Here is an 18,386-nt window from a genome sequence, read left to right on the forward strand (position 1 = left end):
TTCGCTTCAAACGGCGTGAATACTCCAAGTCTTCTAAATTTCTAAATTAAAAAACGCCGATAGAAATGTATGGCAGCTGAAAAGAAAAAACCCGCGCCGGTTGCCCGACGCGGGTTCAAATGAACAACAGATTGTCCGCGCCGTAATTACTTTACAGCGGTTTCAAACTCGTTGGCCGTACCAGCATCCTTGAGGTACTCAAGCGCCTTCTTCGCTGCTTCGACGAGCGCGCCGAATGCTGCCGGCTCATGGATAGCCATGTCGGACAGAACCTTGCGGTCCACTTCGATGCCAGCCTTGTTCAGGCCGTCGATGAAGCGGCCATAGGTGAGGCCGAATTCGCGGACAGCAGCGTTGATACGCTGGATCCAAAGAGCGCGGAAGTTACGCTTGTTGACCTTGCGGTCGCGGTAAGCGTACTGCTTGGAACGATCCACGGCAGCCTTTGCTGCGCGGATGGTGTTCTTGCGGCGGCCGTAGAAACCCTTGGCTGCCTTGAGTGTCTTGGTGTGCTTGGCGCGGGAAGTTACGCCACGTTTTACGCGTGCCATGTCATGATCTCCTTAAAGTGTCCAAAAATGCGGAAAAGTCTCAGAGACCGTTCGGCAGGTAGTTCTTGACGACCTTCTTGCCGTCAGCTTCGGCGAGAACCATGGTTCCACGCGCGTCGCGAATGAACTTGTTGGTACGCTTGATCATGCCGTGGCGCTTACCGGCGGCGGCTGCAACAACCTTGCCGGTTGCAGTGATCTTGAACCGCTTCTTTGCAGCGGACTTCGTCTTCATCTTGGGCATTTTGCTACTCCGTTTTTGTATCGAAACAGGCAGACGAGGCCTATTTCAAGCTATTCAGGAACGGCCTCGGCATGCCCTGCCGGACCGTTCGGACGCGCGCTTATAACCGCAGTCGGTTAAAAGCGCAACGGGGAAAGCGAACTTCCCCGTGCGGCTCATTCCGCCAGTTCTGTGGCGGTATAAATTATTTCGGCGCGAGAACCATCATCATCTGACGGCCTTCAAGCTTCGGCTCGGCCTCCACCTTGGCAATCGCCTGAGTGTCCTCCTTCACCTGAAGAAGAAGCTTCATGCCCAGTTCCTGGTGGGCCATTTCACGGCCACGGAACTTCAGCGTCACCTTCACCTTGTCGCCATCTTCAAAGAAACGGCCCATCGCCTTCATCTTCACGTCATAATCATGCGTGTCGATGTTAGGGCGCATCTTGATTTCTTTGACTTCGACGATCTTCTGTTTCTTGCGCGCTTCAGCGGCCTTTTTCTGGGTCGCGTATTTCAGTTTGCCGAGATCGAGGATCTTGCACACCGGCGGTTCAGCGTTCGGCGAAATCTCAACGAGATCGAGACCGGCCTCCTCCGCCAGTTTCAATGCCTGATCCGTCGGCATGCTACCGAGGTTCTGGCCCTCTTCATCAATAAGCTGAACTCTGGGAACCCGAATTTCCCGGTTGGAGCGCGGCCCCTCCTTGACGGGGGCATCGGCTTTGAAAGGTCTGCGAATGGTCGTATTCTCCTGATCTGTTTCTGGATCACGTCGGCAAAAAACAGCTTGTTTGGTACAAGCGGCGGAAATGTCGTTATTGCCGTGGCGAAGTCAATAGCATATCTGCCCGAAAAGATCACCTGTTGTCACGGTTTTTGCAAATACGCCGCCGTTGTTGCACTAAAATCAGGAGAATTGCATATACATGAGCGAACAAGCCGCCGAATTCCTGCGCGTAGGTCCCGATAACGACAGCCGCGAGATTGCCATTCTCCATCGTCCGGCGATTTCCGGCAAAAGCGAACCCATGCTGGTGTGGCTCGGCGGCTATCGTTCAGACATGACCGGAACAAAGGCGGTCGAACTGGATCGCTTTGCAGCGGAAAACGGCCTTGCGTGCCTTCGGTTCGACTATTCCGGCCACGGCGCGTCCGGCGGAGATTTCAAAAAAGGCACGATCTCCCGATGGCTGGAAGAGGCACTCGCCGTAGTGCGTGCAAAGGCGCCGTCGAGCGTCATTCTCGTCGGCTCTTCGATGGGCGGATGGATCGCCTTGCGCATGGTTGAGGAACTACGCAAGACAGGTGGCACCCCAACCGTCGCAGGCCTGATCCTCATCGCGCCTGCGCCTGATTTCACGGCGGAACTGATAGAGCCCAGCCTGACGGAGGCAGAAAAGACATCGCTGCTGGAGAGGGGATATTTCGAGGAGCACTCGGAATACAGTCCTGAGCCCAACATCTTCACCCGCGCGCTCATGGAAGACGGCCGGCAGAACCGCGTGTTGCAGGGCATCATCACCACCGGTTGCCCCGTTCACATCCTGCAGGGCATGCGCGATCCCGACGTGCCCTATCAACACGCGCTGAAACTTCTGGAACACCTGCCAGCGGACGACGTGGTTCTGACGTTGATCCGCGACGGCGACCACCGGCTCTCCCGGCCACAGGACATTGAAAGGATGCTCACGGCGGTGAGAGCCCTTGCAACATAGGCATTTCCGCAACGCTCTTAACCATATTCAACGAGTCTTGCGCGCCATTGATTGCTAAAGATTGACTCCTGCCCCCCAACCCTCTTAACTTTTCATTAAGAATTAAGGGACGGGTTTCATGATGAACGCACCGCTGGCGCGTGCGCTGCTGTCTGCAGTTGCCGCCGGGCTAATGACTGCTGCCTCCGCCATGGCGGAAACCAAGGGAAGCCCTTCCATGGTGACGGGCGGGATCACCTCCCAGCCGATCGGCCATTACGAGTTCTGTCAGAAATATGCTGACGAGTGCAACATTCGCAGCAAGGCGACGCCGCCGCCACGCGTCACCGACTATGGCTGGGGCGTCATTCGCGAGGTCAACACCTCCGTCAACACGACCATCGTGGCGATGACCGACCAGGAAATCTATGGCAAGGACGAGGTCTGGGAATACCCGACAACCGCCGGCGATTGCGAAGATTTCGTACTGCTGAAGCGCAAGAAGCTGATCGAGCGCGGATTTTCCGTGGCCGACCTGCTGATAACAGTCGTTCGCAAGCCTGATGGTGAAGGTCATGCGGTGCTTACCCTTCGCACCACGGATGGCGACTATATTCTCGATAATCTCACCGACGACGTGAAGCTCTGGACCGACACAAACTACACCTATCTGAAGCGGCAGGCGTCCTTTAATACGGGCCGCTGGGTTTCCATCGAGGATGGTCGGGACGTTCTGGTCGGCGCGTTGCGCTGATCTGCATGAAATCGATTATATCGAAAAGCCCGCGGCACGCGCCGCGGGCTTTTGCCTATTAGCCATTGCCGATGATAATGCCGGCCGCCAGCACCAATGAGCCACCGAGGACCACCTGAAAGACGGCGCGCAGGAATGGCGTTTCCATGAAGCGGTTCTGAATGAAGGCGATAGCCCAGAGTTCCACGAAAACAACGATCGCGGCAATAGCCGTGGCTGTCCAGAAATGCGGGATGAGATAGGGCAGCGCGTGGCCGAGGCCGCCAATGGCCGTCATGATGCCCGATGCCAGGCCGCGCTTCAGTGGCGAGCCTCGACCGGAAAGCTTGCCGTCATCATGAGCGGCTTCCGTAAACCCCATGGAGATGCCCGCGCCGACGGAGGCGGAAAGACCGATGAGGAAGGTCTGCCAGGTATCCTGTGTGGCAAAGGCCGCTGCAAAGATTGGCGCCAGCGTCGACACGGAACCGTCCATAAGCCCGGCGAGACCCGGCTGCACATAGGTCAGGAGGAACTGACGCTTGGCGGTCTCCTCTTCTTCCGTTCTGCCGTTTTCATCGAGATGTTTTTCCTCGAGCATATGCGCGATATCCTCGTGGCCGCGCTCTGCCTCCGCCAGATCACCGAGCAACTTGCGCGTCGAGGCATCCGTGGTGCGCTTGACGGCTTCGTCATAAAAACGGATTGCCTGCGCTTCCATCAATTCCGCCTGGGCGCGAATTTTTTCCAGTGAGAGATTCTTCACCAGCCAGTCCGGTGTGCGTTCGTAGAAACCACGCACATGTTCCCGGCGTATCAACGGTATGGTTTCTCCGAAGCGGCGGCGATGCATGTCGATCAACACGTTTCGATGCTGCTGCTCGACCTCGGCCATGTCGTCAAAAACCTTCGCCGATTGAGGATATTGCGCGCGCAGGTGATCGGCATAGGAGCGGTAGATGCGAGAGTCATCTTCTTCCGACGAGATGGCGAGCGCCAGGATTTCCTGTTCGCTGAGGGAGGAAAAGGGACGTTTGGAAAGCGAGAAAAGACTGTGGAACATGGCTGAAACCTTTTTAGAATAATTCTAAATACATCCGCATCACCCCGCGATCAAGCCATCTTAGAATAATTCTAATCAGTCAAAGCGCCGCATTGCCGATGGCAGCGCAGCGGCGTAAATTCGTTGGGAAAGGATCGATGATGCAGAACCCAGCCGCGGCAAGAGCCGCCCACAGCGCAGAAATTCAGGACAGGGCAGAAAAAGCGATGGCGGCTATCGGTGTGGATGCCCGTTTCATCGATCTGCTGGTGGAAACATTTTACGGTCGCGTGCTGAAGCACCCCGCGCTCGGGCCCGTTTTCGATGCGCGGCTTGCAGGCCGCTGGCCGGAACATATGGCCAGGATGAAGCAGTTCTGGGCGGCCGTCGCGTTCAAGAATGGCGGCTATGGCGGCAAGCCGGTCCAAGCCCATCTTGGCGTAAAAGGCATGACCGCCGAGCTTTTCCCCCAATGGCTTGCGCTGTTTTCCGCCACACTCGATGACATTGCACCGGGCAGAGAGGCGCACGACTGGTTTATGGAAACCGCTGAACGCATCGCCAGAAGCCTGACGCTCTCGCTCTTTTACAATCCGGCGCTCGATGATCCCGCGTTGACGCGATCGTCGTCTTAGCCGCAAGGCGCGGGCCTGGGTACGGCACCTGATTGCAGATTTGGAACTATGACGAAGCGCCGCGCAGGAGCGCGCAGGTTTCGAACATTCCCTCTTGATGGCCGCAAGGATAAATGTTTAGTAGCCGGCGGGAGGCGTACCGTGCGGTTCGCCTGTAATATGAAGCATAGCAGGGCTTATCGACATGGATCGCAGATCATTTATCCGCAAGGCTGGCGCCGTGGGCGCCGGTGTTACCGCAACGGCTCTGGCCGCTCCGGCCATCGCACAAGAAAATCCCAAGATTACCTGGCGCATGACGTCGTCCTTCACCAAGGGCCTCGACATTCTGTTCGGCGCGGGCCAGATCGTCGCCGATCACGTCAAGGAAGCTTCCGGCGGCAATTTCGTCATTCAGCATTTCGCGGGCGGCGAGATCGTGCCGGCCCTGCAGGCCGCGGACGCGGTGACAGCCGGAACCGTCGAAATGGCGCATACATGCGCCTATTATTATGTTGGCAAGGACCCGACCTTCGCGCTCGGGACCTCGGTTCCCTTCGGCCTCAATGCGCGCCAGACGAATGCCTGGTTCAACCAGGCCGGCGGCAACGAGCTGCTCAATGAGTTCCTTGCCCAGCACAATATCTACTCGATCCTGCTCGGCAACACCGGTGCCCAGATGGGCGGCTGGTTCCGCAAGGAAATCAACACCATCGACGACCTCAAGGGTCTGAAGATGCGTATCGCCGGCCTTACCGGCCAGGTGATGCAGAAGGTTGGCGTGACGCCGCAGCAGATCGCCGGCGGCGATGTCTACGCCGCGCTCGAAAAGGGCACGATCGACGCCACCGAGTTCGTCGGCCCCTATGATGACCAGAAGCTCGGCTTCTACAAGGTCGCGAAATATTACTATTACCCCGCATGGTGGGAAGGCGGCCCGGCCGTTCATGCCTTCGTCAACCTGCAGAAGTTCAACGAACTGCCGGAAAACTACAAGCGCATCCTGAAAGACGCCTGCGCCGCGGGCAGCGCCAGCATGCTGGAACGCTACGATGCACGCAATCCGAAGGCGCTGAAGGAATTGGTAGCGCAGGGCGCGATCCTGCGCCCCTTCAGCCAGGAAATCCTCGATGTCTGCCACAAGGCGGCGCAGGAAACCTACGCGGAGATTTCGGCCAAGAACGAGAGCTTCAAGAAAATCTACGAGAGCCAGCAGGCCTTCAAGAAGGATGCCTATCTCTGGGCACAGATCGCCGAATACACCTATGACACCTACATGATGATCCAGCAGCGTAACGGCACGCTCTGATCGACAATCATTTCCCGACGATCTTCAGACGGTCATCCGGCATCTGCCGGGTGGCCGTTTTGTTGGGGGAGACCAGTTTCCAAACCTGCCGTTCCCGCCAGTCGACCGGGCTCATGCCGGTGACGCGGCGAAATTCCCGGTTGAAGTTGGACTTGGTCTGAAAGCCGGAAGAAAACATGATCGATGTCACCGATTGCTCCGTCTCCTCCAGCAACCGGCAGGCTTCGCGGATGCGCAGCTGGTTGACATATTGCGAGACGTTGACGCCAAGCGAACGATTGATCGCACCCGAAATCTGCCGGCTCGGCAGGCCGAGGCGTCTTGCTAGGCGCGACAGGTTGAGATTTTCGTCGCGGTAGAGCGCCTGCGACGTCATCAGGCGATCGAGGCCCGCAACAATCTCGCGGTCCTGTTGTGATGGTTCCGAAGGAGGCGGCACCTCTGCCGGCGGCTCCGCGGCCGCTTGCGACGCCTTGCTTTTCCCGGCCATGGCCGCCATCAGCCCGATCAGCAACAGGCCGAAAAGATTGGCGTTGCTGACGAGCGCCGCGACGTTCTCGCCATGTGCCCATTCGAAATCGAGAAACACCAGAAGATCGAACATCGCGGAAACGCACAGCGCCGCAGCAGCGATGATGAGCGCCTTGTGTGCCGAAGCGACGCTGGCGAATTGTGCCTCGTCCAGCCCGTCAGGCCCTTTTCTTCCGAGTAACAGCAGAGCGGTGGCATGGCCAACGAAGAGGGCAATCAGGCCAAGATCGATAGCGACCGGGAATGTGAATTCCAGAAGAATGATCAGCAGAGGGGACAGGGCGAGGCTTGCCAGCATGGCCCTTCTGCTTTCCGGCCCCAACTTCATCAGGCCGCGAAAGGCAATGTACACAAGTGGTGGCAAGCAGGCGGCCAAAACCGGCAGCACGTATCGCACCAGACTCACCCCATATCCCCAGCGCAGGCCGACGAGCACAGACTGCACGGCGCAAAGGGCGATAAGCGCCAAAAATACGCGGTTTGTCCGCACATCGTCTCCGCTTCGAAAGAAGACGATGAACATGACCAACAACAACAGCGCCACGACGAAAGGCAGGGGAATGAAAAGCACGATAACCATCCCGGAGCGAAACCTTGTCGCACTTCATGGACCAGATCGCGTTTCGGTACGACCTTTAACGCGATCAAGGACGCAAAAAATACGTGGCGGCGCAGATTGAGCACCGTTCTTCCCAAACACACGAGGTTTTCATGCGCCCTGTCACCACCATAGCGACCATGTTATTTTCCGCTTTCGTCACTCAACCGGTTTTTGCGTCGGACGCCGTCGGCATCAGCGAAACTACCGTCCATTCGCCAGCTCGCGGCAAAGACCTTGCTCTCACCGTCTGGTATCCATCTGACGGAAAGGGCACACAGGCGCCTTCCGGCGAGGACCGAATTTTTCAGGGCACGCCCGTGTTCAAGGATGGTGCGGTGAAAACGGGCCGTTTGCCGCTCGTGCTTCTGTCCCACGGCTCGGGTTCAAGAGTGTCCGGCATGGCATGGATCGCCGCGAAGCTTGCGAGCGAGGGTTTCATCGTCGCCGGCACCAACCATCCCGGGACCACCAGCGGCGATTCCACGCCCGCCGATACGCCGAAAATCTGGGAGCGAACGGACGATCTCTCAACGATCATTACTGTCATGACGGCAGAAGGCAAGTGGTCGAATGCGATCGACACGAAGAGGATCGGTGTTCTCGGCTTCTCGCTGGGCGGCAGCGCGGCGATGGAGATTGCGGGTGCGCGCGCCGATCTCGATGCCTATGCCCGCTATTGCGAGGACTATTCTTCGATGATGGATTGCCAGTGGTTCGCCGGCGGCCGGGGTTACCTCAATGGCGAGCCGGTCAGCGTTCCGAAGCTGGATATCAAAACCCTCGACAAGGCCCGTTTTGAGCAGCAGAACCGCGATCCCCGCATTCGCTCCGCCGTGCTGATCGATCCCGGCCTGGCGCTGGCTTTCAAACCGGAGAGCCTGAAAGCGATCGATATTCCGCTGACCTTCATCAATCTCGGCAGCAAAGGTAAAATTCCGCCGGCCGTGCTTGCGGATAAACTCGCAGACGACGTGCCCGGCGCGACCTATCTGCGGGTGGACGACGCCAACCATTTCAGCTTCCTGCCCCTCTGCAAACCGGATGCCGATGCATTTCTCAAATCCATCGGCGAGCGTGATCCGATCTGCGAACCGGCCGGACCACGAGACCGCGCGGATATTCACGCACAATTGGAGACGATGATCCTTACAGCTTTCAACCGCACGCTGAAGCCGGGCCAGTGAGGCTGCAGTCTCAAAGGCCTAGCCGATCCGCTTATAGAACAGGGTCGTGCTGCAAAAGCGTCCATCCGGAAACAGGGCGTAATCCGGAATGACGCCGACCCGTTCCCAGCCGAGACGGGGATAAATCGCCTCGGCATCGCTGCCAGTTGCCGTATCCAGAACCAGAAGGGTACGGCCACGTTTTGCCGCTTCCTCCTCCACCCTTTGCATGAGCTTGCGAGCGACGCCAAGGCCTCGGGCGGATGGGTGCACGAGAAGTTTCATCAGATCGCCGCGATGCGGCTGATTGGGCTTTGAGGCAAGGCCGACCTGCACGGTGCCGACCACCTTGCCATCCACTTCCGCTACCACATGAATAGTCGCACCCTGACCTGCCGCTTCAGCCACGGATCGCCAGAAGGGTTCGGCATCCTGCGGGGAAAAGGGCAACATGAAGCCGACGGAGGCGCCGCCGTTCACGCAGGCGGCGAGGACTTCGCAGAGTTCTGGCAGGGCATCGATGGTCTCTTGCCCGTTCAACATGCGGATGATGGTCATAAAAACTCCTGTGGGGAAATCAGCGCTGTCTTTGATCCAGCACAACGGCATAACGGGCAGGTTTTTCGGAAGGATTGTGGAAGACGTGCCCTTCTCCGACCGGCATGAAAAGGCAATCGCCCGGCTCCAGCCGGTGAACGTTTCCGCCGCTCGTCATTTCCAGCACGCCTTCGAAAAGCCAGACATATTGCGTCATGCCCCGGCTTGCCGCATGCGGCGGAAAACCGACGCGCGCGCCGGCTGGAAATTCGACTTCGACAATATCGACATCCGATCCCACACGCGGCGGGGAAATGGCGCGGCGGACATAGCCTGTCTCGGGATCTTTCCAGAGCTGCTGGTCGCGCTTTCTCACCAGCGGAGAAACGGTCTCTTCATTTTCGGCGAAGAAACCGGAGAGCGACAGGCCAAATGCCGCGCAGATGCGGGCGAGCAGCGACGCGGTGGGGCTCGCCTCTCCCCTTTCAATACGGGAAATCATGGCGCGGCTGACGCCCGATTCGGATGCAAGCCTGTCCAGCGTCAGGCCGCTTTCAGCCCGCAACGTTTTGATACGCTCGCCGATCGAGCGTTCGAGAATGTGATCTTCGTTTTCCATCATATGAGAATTTCACTCTCACATGATGGAGTCAATATCCTTCATAGTGGAAATTGTCATTTTTCCGCCGGGTGCTTACGGCAAATAGGCGTCAGGCGCCGACCTGGGAAATCCAGTCATTCAGATTATAGTAGTTCGTTACTCGACTAACCTTTCCATCTTTCAGGTCAAAAAAGGCGCCGGCCGGCAGCACATATGTCTGACCGTTCGCCTCGGGCAACCCCTCGTCAGTCTTGAGATATTCGCCATTGACAATGAATTCGGCAGACGCGCGCTTTCCATCCTCGCTCGCCATGATCACCATATCGGTAAGGTTTTCCTTATAGCAGCGGTTCATATGATCCATGAAGGAGGCAAAGGCGGCCTTGCCGGTCTGGCGCTCGCCCTGATTAATGTCATGCACCACCTCATCGTGAAGCAGCGCCAGGAAGGCAGCCATATCCTGACGGTTGAAGGCATCGTAATAGGCGCGGATGGTCTCGGCAGCGGTCATCGTCTTCTCCGTTCATGCTTGCGCGGGTGTTCCATGACGGTATAACCAGTGCAACCGAGAGTGAAAATGCCCATGACCGTCGAAATCAAGTCTCTTTCCGGCATTGACGCCACACCTTATTTCGATGACCTCGCGCGCCTGCGGATCGAGGTGTTTCGCGCCTTTCCGTATCTCTATGACGGCTCGCTGGAGTATGAGCGCAAATATCTTGCGACCTATGCCGATACGGACGGGGCGATCTTCGTGCTGGCGCTCGATGACGGCAGAGTGGTCGGCATGTCCACCGGCATGCCGATGGCCGCCGAAACCGACGAGGTGAAAACGCCATTCGTGGAAGCGGGCTACGATCCGGACCGGATATTCTACTTCGGTGAAAGCGTGCTGCTTCCCGGCTATCGCGGCCACGGCGTCGGCGTGCGCTTCTTCGAGGAGCGGGAGGCACATGCAAAGCGGCTCGGCTTCAACCAGTGCACCTTCTGCGCTGTCGAGCGGCCTGCCGACCATCCCCGCCGGCCGACGGATTACGTGCCGCTCAATGCCTTCTGGGAAAAGCGCGGTTATCGCCACCACCCCGAGCTGCATACAAGCTTCATCTGGCAGGACCTCGACGAAAGCACCGAGAGCCCCAAACCCCTGTCATTCTGGATGAAGACCATCCTTGCCGGAGATGGAGACACATGACACGCCTCGCCGCCAGCCAATATGCCATCGAGCTGATCGAGACATGGGAGGCCTATACCGCCCATCTGTCCGCCGTTGTCCGCGAGGCCAAGAGCGAGGGCGCAGAACTGCTGCTGCTGCCGGAATATTCGGCTATGACGCTGACCGGTCAGTTGCCACCCGACATCCGTTCTGATCTGCACCGTTCCATCGAAGAGATACAGCCGATGATCCCCTCCTGGGTAGAGCTATGCGAGGAGCTGGCGCGGCAACATCAAATTCTGTTCCAGCCCGGCAGCGCGCCTGTGAAGGACCCGGACGGCAAATTCCGCAATCGCGCGTGGCTTTTCGGTCCGGATGGCCTGATCGGTTATCAGGACAAGCAGATCATGACCCGCTTCGAACGGGAGCAATGGAACATCCATGCCGGCGTCGAGGGCCTTAAAGCGTTTAATACGCAGATCGGCAGGCTGGGCATTCTCATCTGTTACGACAACGAGTTCCCGATGCTTGGCCGCAGGCTGGCGGAACTCGGCGTCGAACTGGTCCTCGCGCCCAGTTGCACCGATACCCTCGCGGGTGCCTATCGGGTCCGCATCGGCGCGCAGGCGCGGGCGCTGGAAAACCAGTATGCCGTCCTGTCATCGCCCACCGCCGGGGAAGCGCCATGGTCCCCGGCCGTCGATGAAAATCGTGGTCGCGCTGCCCTTTACGTGCCGTCGGACTACGGCATGCCAGCATCCGGCATCGTCGCGGAAAGCGAAAGTGATGCGGTGACGCAAAGCAGCCTTTTGATCGCCGATATCGATCTTGCCGCAGTGGCAAGGCTGCGCACCGAAGGACAGGTGGCCACCCGCCGTGACTGGCCGGAGCAATTTGCGGTCTGAAAGCCCATTTTAAAGGGCTTTTAACCAAATTCCCGCTTTGCGGCATGACAAGCCCCTGCTATAGCGCGGAACATGAGCACAAATTCGACCCGTACGCCCCTGGACCATATCCGCAACTTTTCAATCGTTGCCCACATCGATCACGGCAAATCGACGCTGGCCGACCGGTTGATCCAGTCGACAGGCGGCCTCGCCGAACGCGACATGTCGGAACAGGTGCTCGATTCGATGGATATCGAGCGCGAGCGCGGCATCACGATCAAGGCTCAGACCGTGCGCCTGCATTACAAGGCGAATAACGGCGAGACCTATGTGCTTAATCTTATCGACACGCCCGGCCACGTCGACTTTGCCTATGAAGTCTCCCGCTCGCTTTCGGCATGCGAAGGTTCGCTGCTGGTGGTCGACGCTTCGCAGGGCGTGGAAGCCCAGACGCTCGCCAATGTCTATCAGGCAATCGACAATAATCATGAGCTGGTCACGGTTCTTAACAAGATCGACCTGCCGGCGGCCGAACCCGACCGCATCAAGGAACAGATCGAGGAAGTCATTGGCATCGACGCTTCCGACGCCGTGATGATTTCCGCCAAGACAGGTCTTGGCATTCCCGATGTTCTGGAAGCCATCGTCCACCGCCTGCCGCCGCCGAAGAGCGATGTCGGCGAAAACGGGCCGCTGAAAGCGCTGCTTGTTGACAGCTGGTACGACACCTATCTCGGCGTCATGGTTCTGGTGCGCGTCATTGACGGCGTGCTGAGCAAGGGCCAGCAGATCCGCATGATGGGTTCGGGCGCGAAATACGGCATCGAGCGCGTCGGTGTCCTGACCCCGAAGATGGTCAATGTCGATAGTCTCGGCCCCGGCGAGATCGGCTTCATCACCGCCTCGATCAAGGAGGTGGCCGATACACGCGTTGGCGATACCATCACCGACGACAAACGTCCGACGGCGCAGGCCCTGCCCGGCTTCAAGCCCGCGCAGCCCGTGGTGTTCTGCGGCCTCTTCCCGGTCGATGCGGCCGACTTCGAAGATTTGCGCGCGGCGGTGGGCAAGCTTCGCCTTAACGACGCCTCCTTCTCCTTCGAAATGGAATCGTCTGCCGCTCTCGGCTTCGGTTTCCGCTGCGGCTTCCTGGGCCTGCTCCATCTCGAAATCATTCAGGAACGCCTCGAGCGCGAATTCAATCTCGATCTCGTCGCGACAGCGCCTTCGGTCGTTTATGAAATGACGCTGACGGATGGCACGGAAAAGGAACTTCACAACCCGGCGGACATGCCCGACGTGGTGAAGATCAAGGAAATCCGCGAGCCCTGGATCAAGGCCACGATCATGACGCCGGATGAATATCTCGGCGGCATCCTGAAACTCTGTCAGGACCGGCGTGGACTGCAAACCGAGCTGACTTATGTCGGCAACCGCGCGATGATCACCTATGAATTGCCGCTCAACGAAGTGGTGTTCGATTTCTACGACCGTCTGAAATCGATCTCCAAGGGTTATGCCTCGTTCGACTACAACATCATCGACTATCGCGAAGGCGATCTCGTCAAGATGTCGATCCTCGTCAATGGCGATCCCGTCGATGCGCTTTCCATGCTGGTCCACCGCTCGGCGGCCGACCGGCGCGGGCGCGGCATGTGCGAAAAGCTGAAGGAACTCATTCCGCCGCACATGTTCCAGATCCCGATCCAGGCCGCCATCGGCGGCAAGGTCATCGCCCGCGAAACCGTGCGCGCGTTGCGCAAGGATGTAACGGCGAAGTGCTACGGCGGCGACGCCACACGCAAGCGCAAACTTCTGGACAAGCAGAAGGAAGGCAAAAAGCGCATGCGCCAGTTCGGCAAGGTGGAAATTCCGCAGGAAGCCTTTATCGCCGCGCTGAAGATGAACGACGAATAAGCGGCGAAGTACCGCGATTGCTTTTGAAAGGGAGGCTTGCGGCCTCCCTTTTCCTTTCAAAAACACCGTTCTCAGGCGTGCAGCTTCGCGCCTTTTGTAATCTTGTCGACAATTTTCTTATCGGCTCTAAGCGCCATTCCGACAACCTTTGCGGTTTCCGGAGAAAATTCCGAGAAGACCTGACGGTTCGCCGCGTCGTGTCCGGTGGAGAACATTTCCTCGATATAAAGCGATGTCGTGACATCACGTTCAAGAGAACGCTGATGGATTTTGCGCAATGCCTCCTGATCCGCGGCCATCACGACAATCGGCTGGACAGACAGAGGATTGTAGACGTTCCCCGCCCCGTCGCGGTATGGTTCCCCGATGATCTCTCCGGTCTGAGCTACGATCCCGGACATGAGAAATGCGGTGACGTTCAATTTTTGCCAAACGGCAAGGTCGTCACGAAGGACGACGGCGATCTTGGTATCAAACATGCGAACTCAATCTGGCTGTGGTTACGAAGGAGAAGCAATCCTACAACCTCTGCATGCCACCGATCTTGAACGTTCGTGCAAATTCGAGGGCATCGTGCAGGCCCCCGCGAGCGACGGTTTCGAGCGCATAGAAGCGCGCTTTCACGGTAATGCTTACGCGCCGCACCGGCATGATACCTATGCGCTGGGCGTTACGCTCTCAGGCGTTCAGACCTTTTCCTATCGTGGCGCATCGCATTTCAGCATGCCCGGAAATGTGATCGTGCTGCATCCCGACGAAGTTCACGATGGCGGCGCCGGCACGGATGAGGGCCTGCGCTACCGCATGCTTTACCTTCCGCCTGAAAAGATGATGCAGGCAGGACATAAGTCGCTGCCTTTTTCCAAACATCCCGTTATCGAGGACGAGGCCTTTCGCCTATGCCTGATCGAAGTGCTTGCCAACCTCGAAAGCGAGCCGGACAATCTACTTGTGACAGACTGGCAGGCGCGACTTGCGGATCTGCTCTGCAAACATTCGAATGAAAGAACTGGGAATATCAAGCGAGTTGACAGGGCGGCCGTCCTGCGGTGCAGGAATTACCTGCTGGAGAACAGCGCCGCAACCGTGGGGTCGGAAGAGCTGGAAGAGATAAGCGGGCTCGACCGCTTTACGCTTTTTCGGCATTTCCGTTTCCTGTTCGGAACGAGCCCGCACCGTTATCTCATCATGCGGCGGTTGGAAAAATGCAAGGAGATGATGCGGGCCGGTGGCAGCCTTGCGGAAACAGCCTTCGCCTGCGGGTTCGCGGATCAGGCACATTTCACGCGGCATTTCAAAAATGCCTTCGGCATGCCACCGGGGCGCTGGCTCAACCTCGTTTCACACTGATCATTGCGGAAACAGGATCGACCGATGCGCCGCCGCACCGGCCATTGCGCCGTCGCCAACCGAAAGGGCGACAGAGCCGGCAGCCCTTGCCACATCGCCGCAGGCAAATATGCCGGCAATGGTGGTCTGTTTCATCGGATCGGTAACGACGGTCGATCCCATCGGTCCTTCCTCGATGGCGCAGCCAAGTTTTTTTACCCAGTCTGAGGCGATACGCAATTTCGGCTGGGTGAAAAGGCCCGCCAGTGCAACATTACGCCCATCCACCAGAGCGATATCCGCATGTCCGGCGATTTCCCGGATATGCGTTTTTTCCACATGGACCCCGCGAGCAGACAGAAGCGCATCCTGATCAGCATCCGGCTCGAAGACGCCATTGGTAAAGAAGGTCGTCTCCCCCCAGTCCGGGAGCATCAGTGCATGATGTATGGCCAGAGGTGAAGCCGCGATAACGCCGATCTTTCCCTGATCCAGTTCGTAGCCATGGCAATAAGGGCAGTGGAAAACAGAGGACCCCCAGCGGTCCTTCAGCCCGGCTATATCCGGAAGTTCGTCGGTGACGCCCATGGCGAGAATGAGACGGGCGCCGCTTTCACGGCGACCGCCATCGATTTCAACCTCAAAGTCACCAAAAGTCCCTTCCGCATCCGTTACCCTCCCCCGCGCCCACTCGATCGTCGGGTAGCGCTCGATCTGGCTACGTGCCTCGCTCACGATCTCGCCGGGCGCCTTGCCGTCCTGCCCAAGAAAACCATGGGAGTGGCTGGCAAAGCGATTTCGTCTTTCGCCTGCGTCCACCACCAGAACCCGCTTCCTTGCGCGGCCCAGCTGCAGGGCGGCGGATAACCCGGCGTAACTGCCGCCTATTATGATCACGTCGAATTTCATGATGCACCCATAGTTTGAGACCGACCGTAACCGCGGTCCATATCATGCTACTTATACTGTTACATGAAAGATCGAGTCAATGGTCATGCAACTTATATTGTTACGTCAGCCGGAGGGTGGTAAGCGTGAATGCAAACAGGCGGGCTTCAACAATGAGACACGACACGCGACTTTCCCGGGTGCTGCATATTCTGATCCATATGGAAAAACACGAGGGCGCGGCGACTTCGGAAAGTATCGCAGCCATGTTGCAGACCAATCCGGTGGTGGTGCGCAGGACGATGGCGGGCCTGCGCGAGCAGGGATATGTTTCTTCGGAAAAAGGACATGGCGGAGGATGGGTTCTGGCGCGCCCACTCGATGAGATTACATTACTCGATATCTACAGAGCGCTTGGCGCACCCGGACTGTTCTCTATCGGGCTGGCAGGTGACAATCCGGATTGTGTTATTGAACAGGCAGTCAATGCTGCACTTTTCGAGGCCATGACCGAGGCGGAGAGCATTTTGTTATCCCGCTTCGGAAATATTACGCTTTCGGCGCTGGCGGCAGAATCGATCACCCGCTGGTCAAAAGTCTCCAATCATCCTTCCGCCATGGACCAGCTCTGAGCGAGCAAACCAGCGATTGCTCAATCGAAAAAACCGCCTGCTCGGAAGCAGGCGGCTTCATCATGTCCAGTCAGCCATTAAGGCTGGGTCTGGGTTCCACCCGTGTTCGGACTTGCCGGGGCGGCGTTATTTGCCGGCGGCGTTGCCGGGGTAGTCGGTGCCATCGGTGCCGGCGCCTGGTCCGTCGCAGCGGGTGGCGTAGTGGACGACGTCGTGGCCGGATCGGTGGTCGGGCCGCTCATCTGCGACCAGGCGAAGACGCCCACCAATACGACGACGATGATTGCCAGCCATGGCACCCAGGACGACGAGGTGCGGGCACGCGGTTCGTTATTGATATTCAGTTCCGGACGAAGATCGCGGTCCGGACGCGGGTTGTTGGGATCGAATGTCATGGTGTTTCCTCCTCTTCATTCTGCCGAGAAAACGACGTTCCCGCGATTTTGTTCCGATCAGTCGCCCCTGCGGTCAGGACGAAGGTGAAACGGGCGGCTGACGAAGAGCGTCTGCAAGCACGGTCATGACGTGTGGACCACCCATTTGCGACACGTTGAAACGCATGAAACCGGACGCGCTCTGCGAGGAACTGAACACATTCCCCGGCGCGAGCACCAACTGCTGCGCGAGCGCGCGGCGCGCCACATCGGCAGCATCCGCGCCTTCCGGCAGGCGGCACCATAAAAACATGCCCGCCTGCGGTTCGATCCACGGCACGCATCCAAGTGAGATGAGGCGCGCCGCCGACTCCGGCATCGCCGCCGCAAGCCGCAGACGAAGCGCCTCGACATGTTTGCGATAACTGCCATCCGTTAGAAGCGACAGGACCAGCGCGGCTGAGAAATGCGCTCCGCCAAAAGCGGTGGCGATCTTGAGGTCGGTCAACGCTTCCACCCACGCCAGGGGCGCTGCTATGAAACCGCAGCGCACGGAAGCCGACAGTGTTTTTGAAAAACTACCGATCTGGACAACGCGGTTCAGGCCGTCGAAGGCCGCCAGACGCGGGGCGGCCTGAGTTTCGAAATCGGCGAAAATATCATCCTCAATGATGGTCAGTCCCGACTGTTCGGCCAACATCAACAAACGGTGGGCATGAACGGCGGAGAGCCGCGCGCCAGTGGGATTATGGATCGCGGAATTGGTGATATAGAGCCGTGGCCGGTGCTCTTTCAGCGCCTGCTCGAAAATAGGCAGGTCCGGCCCTGTAGGTGTATAAGGCACGCCAATGGCCCTGACGCGGTGCGCGCGCAAAAGGGCGTGGAAATTGAAATAACATGGATCGTCGACGATTACTGTATCTCCAGGCTGCAGCAAAAAGCGGCACAGGAGATCGATTGCCTGGGTACCGGAATCGGTCAGCATGATCTGGCTGGCCCCGGCCTGAACCCCGTGATCGGCCAGCCTGCGCGACAGGAGCTGCCGCAGCGGCAGAAGCCCCATCGGGCTCGCATAATCCGTCAGCAGGGCGGCATCCGCGCGCGCAAGCCCCCTGATCGCCCGCCGCATTGCCTCTTCCGGCATCCAGGACGCGGGAAGCCAGCCGCAACCGGGCTTGGCAAGGACGGACCCTTCGTCCAGCGCCTGACGGGATACCCATAGCGGGTCCACCGCCCTGTCAAGCCGGGGCTCGATATCGGCGAGAGACAGGGGCGCAAGCGGACCGGCTACAAAAAATCCGGAGCCCGGCCGCGAGCTTATCGTGCCATCGGCCACCAGCCGGTCATAGGCTTCGACAACAGTGGAGGTGGAAACGTGCATGGCTTTCGCCAGCCCGCGCACCGAAGGCAGGCGCGCGCCTGGAACGAGGCTGCGCGAAGCAATGCGCTGGCGAATGCTCGCCATGACCTTTTCTATGCGCGTACCGGGTTCGATCTGCGCGAGGGTTGAAAACCGCCCGTCCACAACTCTCTCCATCCGTACTGGAACATCAACCATAACAGTTTCTTTAAATTGTACATGACTGTCGCTGTTGCCGCCAGCA

General features: G+C 58.4%; 22 protein-coding genes. 10 read left to right on the plus strand and 12 right to left on the minus strand.

All coding sequences use genetic code 11. The annotated features are described in order from the left end of the window. Positions 1 to 146 precede the first annotated feature (146 nt). The 3 genes from rplT to infC form a co-directional block, all read right to left on the minus strand. Positions 147 to 551 (minus strand): 50S ribosomal protein L20, encoded by a 405-nt coding sequence (rplT, locus tag FHW77_RS10705; RefSeq protein WP_003493358.1) that lies wholly within the window; start codon positions 549 to 551, stop codon positions 147 to 149. Between the two features lie 40 nt (positions 552 to 591). Beyond that, positions 592 to 795 carry a 50S ribosomal protein L35 gene (rpmI, locus tag FHW77_RS10710; protein WP_003493355.1) on the minus strand — a complete coding sequence of 68 codons (204 nt, stop codon included), beginning with the start codon at positions 793 to 795 and terminating at the stop codon, positions 592 to 594. Positions 796 to 979: 184 nt separating this feature from the next. After that, entirely contained in the window at positions 980 to 1,516 is a 537-nt protein-coding gene (gene infC, locus FHW77_RS10715; RefSeq protein WP_004439353.1) for a translation initiation factor IF-3, read from the minus strand. 187 nt (positions 1,517 to 1,703) lie between these two features. Here infC and FHW77_RS10720 point away from each other — a divergent pair, with 187 nt between their 5' ends. Together FHW77_RS10720 and FHW77_RS10725 are read left to right on the plus strand one after the other, a co-directional pair. Beyond that, a complete protein-coding gene (locus FHW77_RS10720) occupies positions 1,704 to 2,492 on the plus strand; it encodes an alpha/beta hydrolase (protein WP_004439351.1) in 789 nt (262 codons plus the stop codon). 118 nt (positions 2,493 to 2,610) lie between these two features. Continuing rightward, positions 2,611 to 3,225: a transglutaminase-like cysteine peptidase gene (locus FHW77_RS10725; RefSeq protein ID WP_004439350.1), complete on the plus strand. Its 615-nt coding sequence runs from the start codon at positions 2,611 to 2,613 to the stop codon at positions 3,223 to 3,225. A gap of 58 nt (positions 3,226 to 3,283) precedes the next feature. Here FHW77_RS10725 and mbfA read toward each other — a convergent pair whose 3' ends face one another. Continuing rightward, positions 3,284 to 4,267 carry an iron exporter MbfA gene (mbfA, locus tag FHW77_RS10730; protein WP_006699734.1) on the minus strand — a complete coding sequence of 328 codons (984 nt, stop codon included), beginning with the start codon at positions 4,265 to 4,267 and terminating at the stop codon, positions 3,284 to 3,286. A 140-nt stretch (positions 4,268 to 4,407) separates the two neighbouring features. On the opposite strand from mbfA, the gene FHW77_RS10735 reads away from it, so the two are divergent. Then, positions 4,408 to 4,881: a group III truncated hemoglobin gene (locus FHW77_RS10735; protein WP_044459978.1), complete on the plus strand. Its 474-nt coding sequence runs from the start codon at positions 4,408 to 4,410 to the stop codon at positions 4,879 to 4,881. Positions 4,882 to 5,065: 184 nt separating this feature from the next. Further along, entirely contained in the window at positions 5,066 to 6,169 is a 1,104-nt protein-coding gene (locus tag FHW77_RS10740; RefSeq protein WP_004439343.1) for a TRAP transporter substrate-binding protein, read from the plus strand. Between the two features lie 7 nt (positions 6,170 to 6,176). On the opposite strand, the gene FHW77_RS10745 is transcribed toward FHW77_RS10740, so the two are convergent. Then, complete coding sequence (locus FHW77_RS10745; protein ID WP_044459977.1) at positions 6,177 to 7,271, minus strand: helix-turn-helix domain-containing protein; 1,095 nt, start codon at positions 7,269 to 7,271, stop codon at positions 6,177 to 6,179. 140 nt (positions 7,272 to 7,411) lie between these two features. On the opposite strand from FHW77_RS10745, the gene FHW77_RS10750 reads away from it, so the two are divergent. Continuing rightward, the gene (locus tag FHW77_RS10750; RefSeq protein WP_044459976.1) at positions 7,412 to 8,485 is read left to right on the plus strand and encodes an alpha/beta hydrolase family protein; all 1,074 of its coding nucleotides are present in this window, start codon (positions 7,412 to 7,414) and stop codon (positions 8,483 to 8,485) included. Between the two features lie 18 nt (positions 8,486 to 8,503). Here the strand turns inward: FHW77_RS10750 and FHW77_RS10755 are convergent, their stop codons facing one another. The 3 genes from FHW77_RS10755 to FHW77_RS10765 form a co-directional block, all read right to left on the minus strand. Then, positions 8,504 to 9,022 carry a GNAT family N-acetyltransferase gene (locus FHW77_RS10755; protein WP_022555450.1) on the minus strand — a complete coding sequence of 173 codons (519 nt, stop codon included), beginning with the start codon at positions 9,020 to 9,022 and terminating at the stop codon, positions 8,504 to 8,506. Between the two features lie 19 nt (positions 9,023 to 9,041). Continuing rightward, on the minus strand, positions 9,042 to 9,623 hold the full coding sequence (locus FHW77_RS10760) for a helix-turn-helix domain-containing protein (RefSeq protein ID WP_004439336.1): 582 nt from the start codon (positions 9,621 to 9,623) through the stop codon (positions 9,042 to 9,044). An 88-nt stretch (positions 9,624 to 9,711) separates the two neighbouring features. After that, positions 9,712 to 10,113: a ketosteroid isomerase-related protein gene (locus FHW77_RS10765; protein ID WP_022555449.1), complete on the minus strand. Its 402-nt coding sequence runs from the start codon at positions 10,111 to 10,113 to the stop codon at positions 9,712 to 9,714. Between the two features lie 72 nt (positions 10,114 to 10,185). On the opposite strand from FHW77_RS10765, the gene FHW77_RS10770 reads away from it, so the two are divergent. From FHW77_RS10770 to lepA, 3 genes are all read left to right on the plus strand, one after another. After that, positions 10,186 to 10,794: a GNAT family N-acetyltransferase gene (locus FHW77_RS10770; protein ID WP_048902643.1), complete on the plus strand. Its 609-nt coding sequence runs from the start codon at positions 10,186 to 10,188 to the stop codon at positions 10,792 to 10,794. Further along, positions 10,791 to 11,660 carry a carbon-nitrogen hydrolase family protein gene (locus FHW77_RS10775; protein ID WP_044459964.1) on the plus strand — a complete coding sequence of 290 codons (870 nt, stop codon included), beginning with the start codon at positions 10,791 to 10,793 and terminating at the stop codon, positions 11,658 to 11,660. Before FHW77_RS10770 ends, FHW77_RS10775 begins: the two co-directional genes overlap by 4 nt. A 72-nt stretch (positions 11,661 to 11,732) precedes the next feature. Further along, entirely contained in the window at positions 11,733 to 13,559 is a 1,827-nt protein-coding gene (gene lepA / locus FHW77_RS10780; RefSeq protein WP_004439328.1) for a translation elongation factor 4, read from the plus strand. A gap of 71 nt (positions 13,560 to 13,630) precedes the next feature. On the opposite strand, the gene FHW77_RS10785 is transcribed toward lepA, so the two are convergent. After that, positions 13,631 to 14,038 (minus strand): DUF2000 family protein, encoded by a 408-nt coding sequence (locus FHW77_RS10785; protein ID WP_004439326.1) that lies wholly within the window; start codon positions 14,036 to 14,038, stop codon positions 13,631 to 13,633. Positions 14,039 to 14,132: 94 nt separating this feature from the next. On the opposite strand from FHW77_RS10785, the gene FHW77_RS10790 reads away from it, so the two are divergent. After that, a complete protein-coding gene (locus FHW77_RS10790; RefSeq protein ID WP_034496341.1) occupies positions 14,133 to 14,909 on the plus strand; it encodes an AraC family transcriptional regulator in 777 nt (258 codons plus the stop codon). On the opposite strand, the gene FHW77_RS10795 is transcribed toward FHW77_RS10790, so the two are convergent. After that, entirely contained in the window at positions 14,910 to 15,797 is an 888-nt protein-coding gene (locus FHW77_RS10795) for an NAD(P)/FAD-dependent oxidoreductase (protein ID WP_004439323.1), read from the minus strand. Positions 15,798 to 15,949: 152 nt separating this feature from the next. On the opposite strand from FHW77_RS10795, the gene FHW77_RS10800 reads away from it, so the two are divergent. Beyond that, positions 15,950 to 16,408, plus strand: a complete 459-nt coding sequence (locus FHW77_RS10800; RefSeq protein WP_004439321.1) for an Rrf2 family transcriptional regulator — start codon at positions 15,950 to 15,952, stop codon at positions 16,406 to 16,408. 77 nt (positions 16,409 to 16,485) lie between these two features. Here the strand turns inward: FHW77_RS10800 and FHW77_RS10805 are convergent, their stop codons facing one another. Next, on the minus strand, positions 16,486 to 16,803 hold the full coding sequence (locus FHW77_RS10805; RefSeq protein WP_004439319.1) for a hypothetical protein: 318 nt from the start codon (positions 16,801 to 16,803) through the stop codon (positions 16,486 to 16,488). Between the two features lie 73 nt (positions 16,804 to 16,876). Further along, positions 16,877 to 18,319 (minus strand): aminotransferase-like domain-containing protein, encoded by a 1,443-nt coding sequence (locus FHW77_RS10810; protein ID WP_044459963.1) that lies wholly within the window; start codon positions 18,317 to 18,319, stop codon positions 16,877 to 16,879. Between the last annotated feature and the right edge of the window lie 67 nt (positions 18,320 to 18,386).

It is taken from the genome of Agrobacterium sp. RC10-4-1 (genome assembly GCF_014138475.1).
GTDB classification, from domain to species: domain Bacteria; phylum Pseudomonadota; class Alphaproteobacteria; order Rhizobiales; family Rhizobiaceae; genus Agrobacterium; species Agrobacterium pusense.

What these genes read in the sequence shown, in the direction of transcription:
- rplT (WP_003493358.1), bottom strand. Translation starts at nt 551, where the DNA reads ATGGCACGCGTAAAACGTGGCGTAACTTCCCGCGCCAAGCACACCAAG.
- rpmI (WP_003493355.1), bottom strand. Translation starts at nt 795, where the DNA reads ATGCCCAAGATGAAGACGAAGTCCGCTGCAAAGAAGCGGTTCAAGATC.
- FHW77_RS10720 (WP_004439351.1), top strand. Translation starts at nt 1,704, where the DNA reads ATGAGCGAACAAGCCGCCGAATTCCTGCGCGTAGGTCCCGATAACGAC.
- FHW77_RS10725 (WP_004439350.1), top strand. Translation starts at nt 2,611, where the DNA reads ATGATGAACGCACCGCTGGCGCGTGCGCTGCTGTCTGCAGTTGCCGCC.
- mbfA (WP_006699734.1), bottom strand. Translation starts at nt 4,267, where the DNA reads ATGTTCCACAGTCTTTTCTCGCTTTCCAAACGTCCCTTTTCCTCCCTC.
- FHW77_RS10735 (WP_044459978.1), top strand. Translation starts at nt 4,408, where the DNA reads ATGCAGAACCCAGCCGCGGCAAGAGCCGCCCACAGCGCAGAAATTCAG.
- FHW77_RS10740 (WP_004439343.1), top strand. Translation starts at nt 5,066, where the DNA reads ATGGATCGCAGATCATTTATCCGCAAGGCTGGCGCCGTGGGCGCCGGT.
- FHW77_RS10750 (WP_044459976.1), top strand. Translation starts at nt 7,412, where the DNA reads ATGCGCCCTGTCACCACCATAGCGACCATGTTATTTTCCGCTTTCGTC.
- FHW77_RS10755 (WP_022555450.1), bottom strand. Translation starts at nt 9,022, where the DNA reads ATGACCATCATCCGCATGTTGAACGGGCAAGAGACCATCGATGCCCTG.
- FHW77_RS10760 (WP_004439336.1), bottom strand. Translation starts at nt 9,623, where the DNA reads ATGATGGAAAACGAAGATCACATTCTCGAACGCTCGATCGGCGAGCGT.
- FHW77_RS10765 (WP_022555449.1), bottom strand. Translation starts at nt 10,113, where the DNA reads ATGACCGCTGCCGAGACCATCCGCGCCTATTACGATGCCTTCAACCGT.
- FHW77_RS10770 (WP_048902643.1), top strand. Translation starts at nt 10,186, where the DNA reads ATGACCGTCGAAATCAAGTCTCTTTCCGGCATTGACGCCACACCTTAT.
- FHW77_RS10775 (WP_044459964.1), top strand. Translation starts at nt 10,791, where the DNA reads ATGACACGCCTCGCCGCCAGCCAATATGCCATCGAGCTGATCGAGACA.
- lepA (WP_004439328.1), top strand. Translation starts at nt 11,733, where the DNA reads ATGAGCACAAATTCGACCCGTACGCCCCTGGACCATATCCGCAACTTT.
- FHW77_RS10785 (WP_004439326.1), bottom strand. Translation starts at nt 14,038, where the DNA reads ATGTTTGATACCAAGATCGCCGTCGTCCTTCGTGACGACCTTGCCGTT.
- FHW77_RS10795 (WP_004439323.1), bottom strand. Translation starts at nt 15,797, where the DNA reads ATGAAATTCGACGTGATCATAATAGGCGGCAGTTACGCCGGGTTATCC.
- FHW77_RS10800 (WP_004439321.1), top strand. Translation starts at nt 15,950, where the DNA reads ATGAGACACGACACGCGACTTTCCCGGGTGCTGCATATTCTGATCCAT.
- FHW77_RS10805 (WP_004439319.1), bottom strand. Translation starts at nt 16,803, where the DNA reads ATGACATTCGATCCCAACAACCCGCGTCCGGACCGCGATCTTCGTCCG.
- FHW77_RS10810 (WP_044459963.1), bottom strand. Translation starts at nt 18,319, where the DNA reads ATGGAGAGAGTTGTGGACGGGCGGTTTTCAACCCTCGCGCAGATCGAA.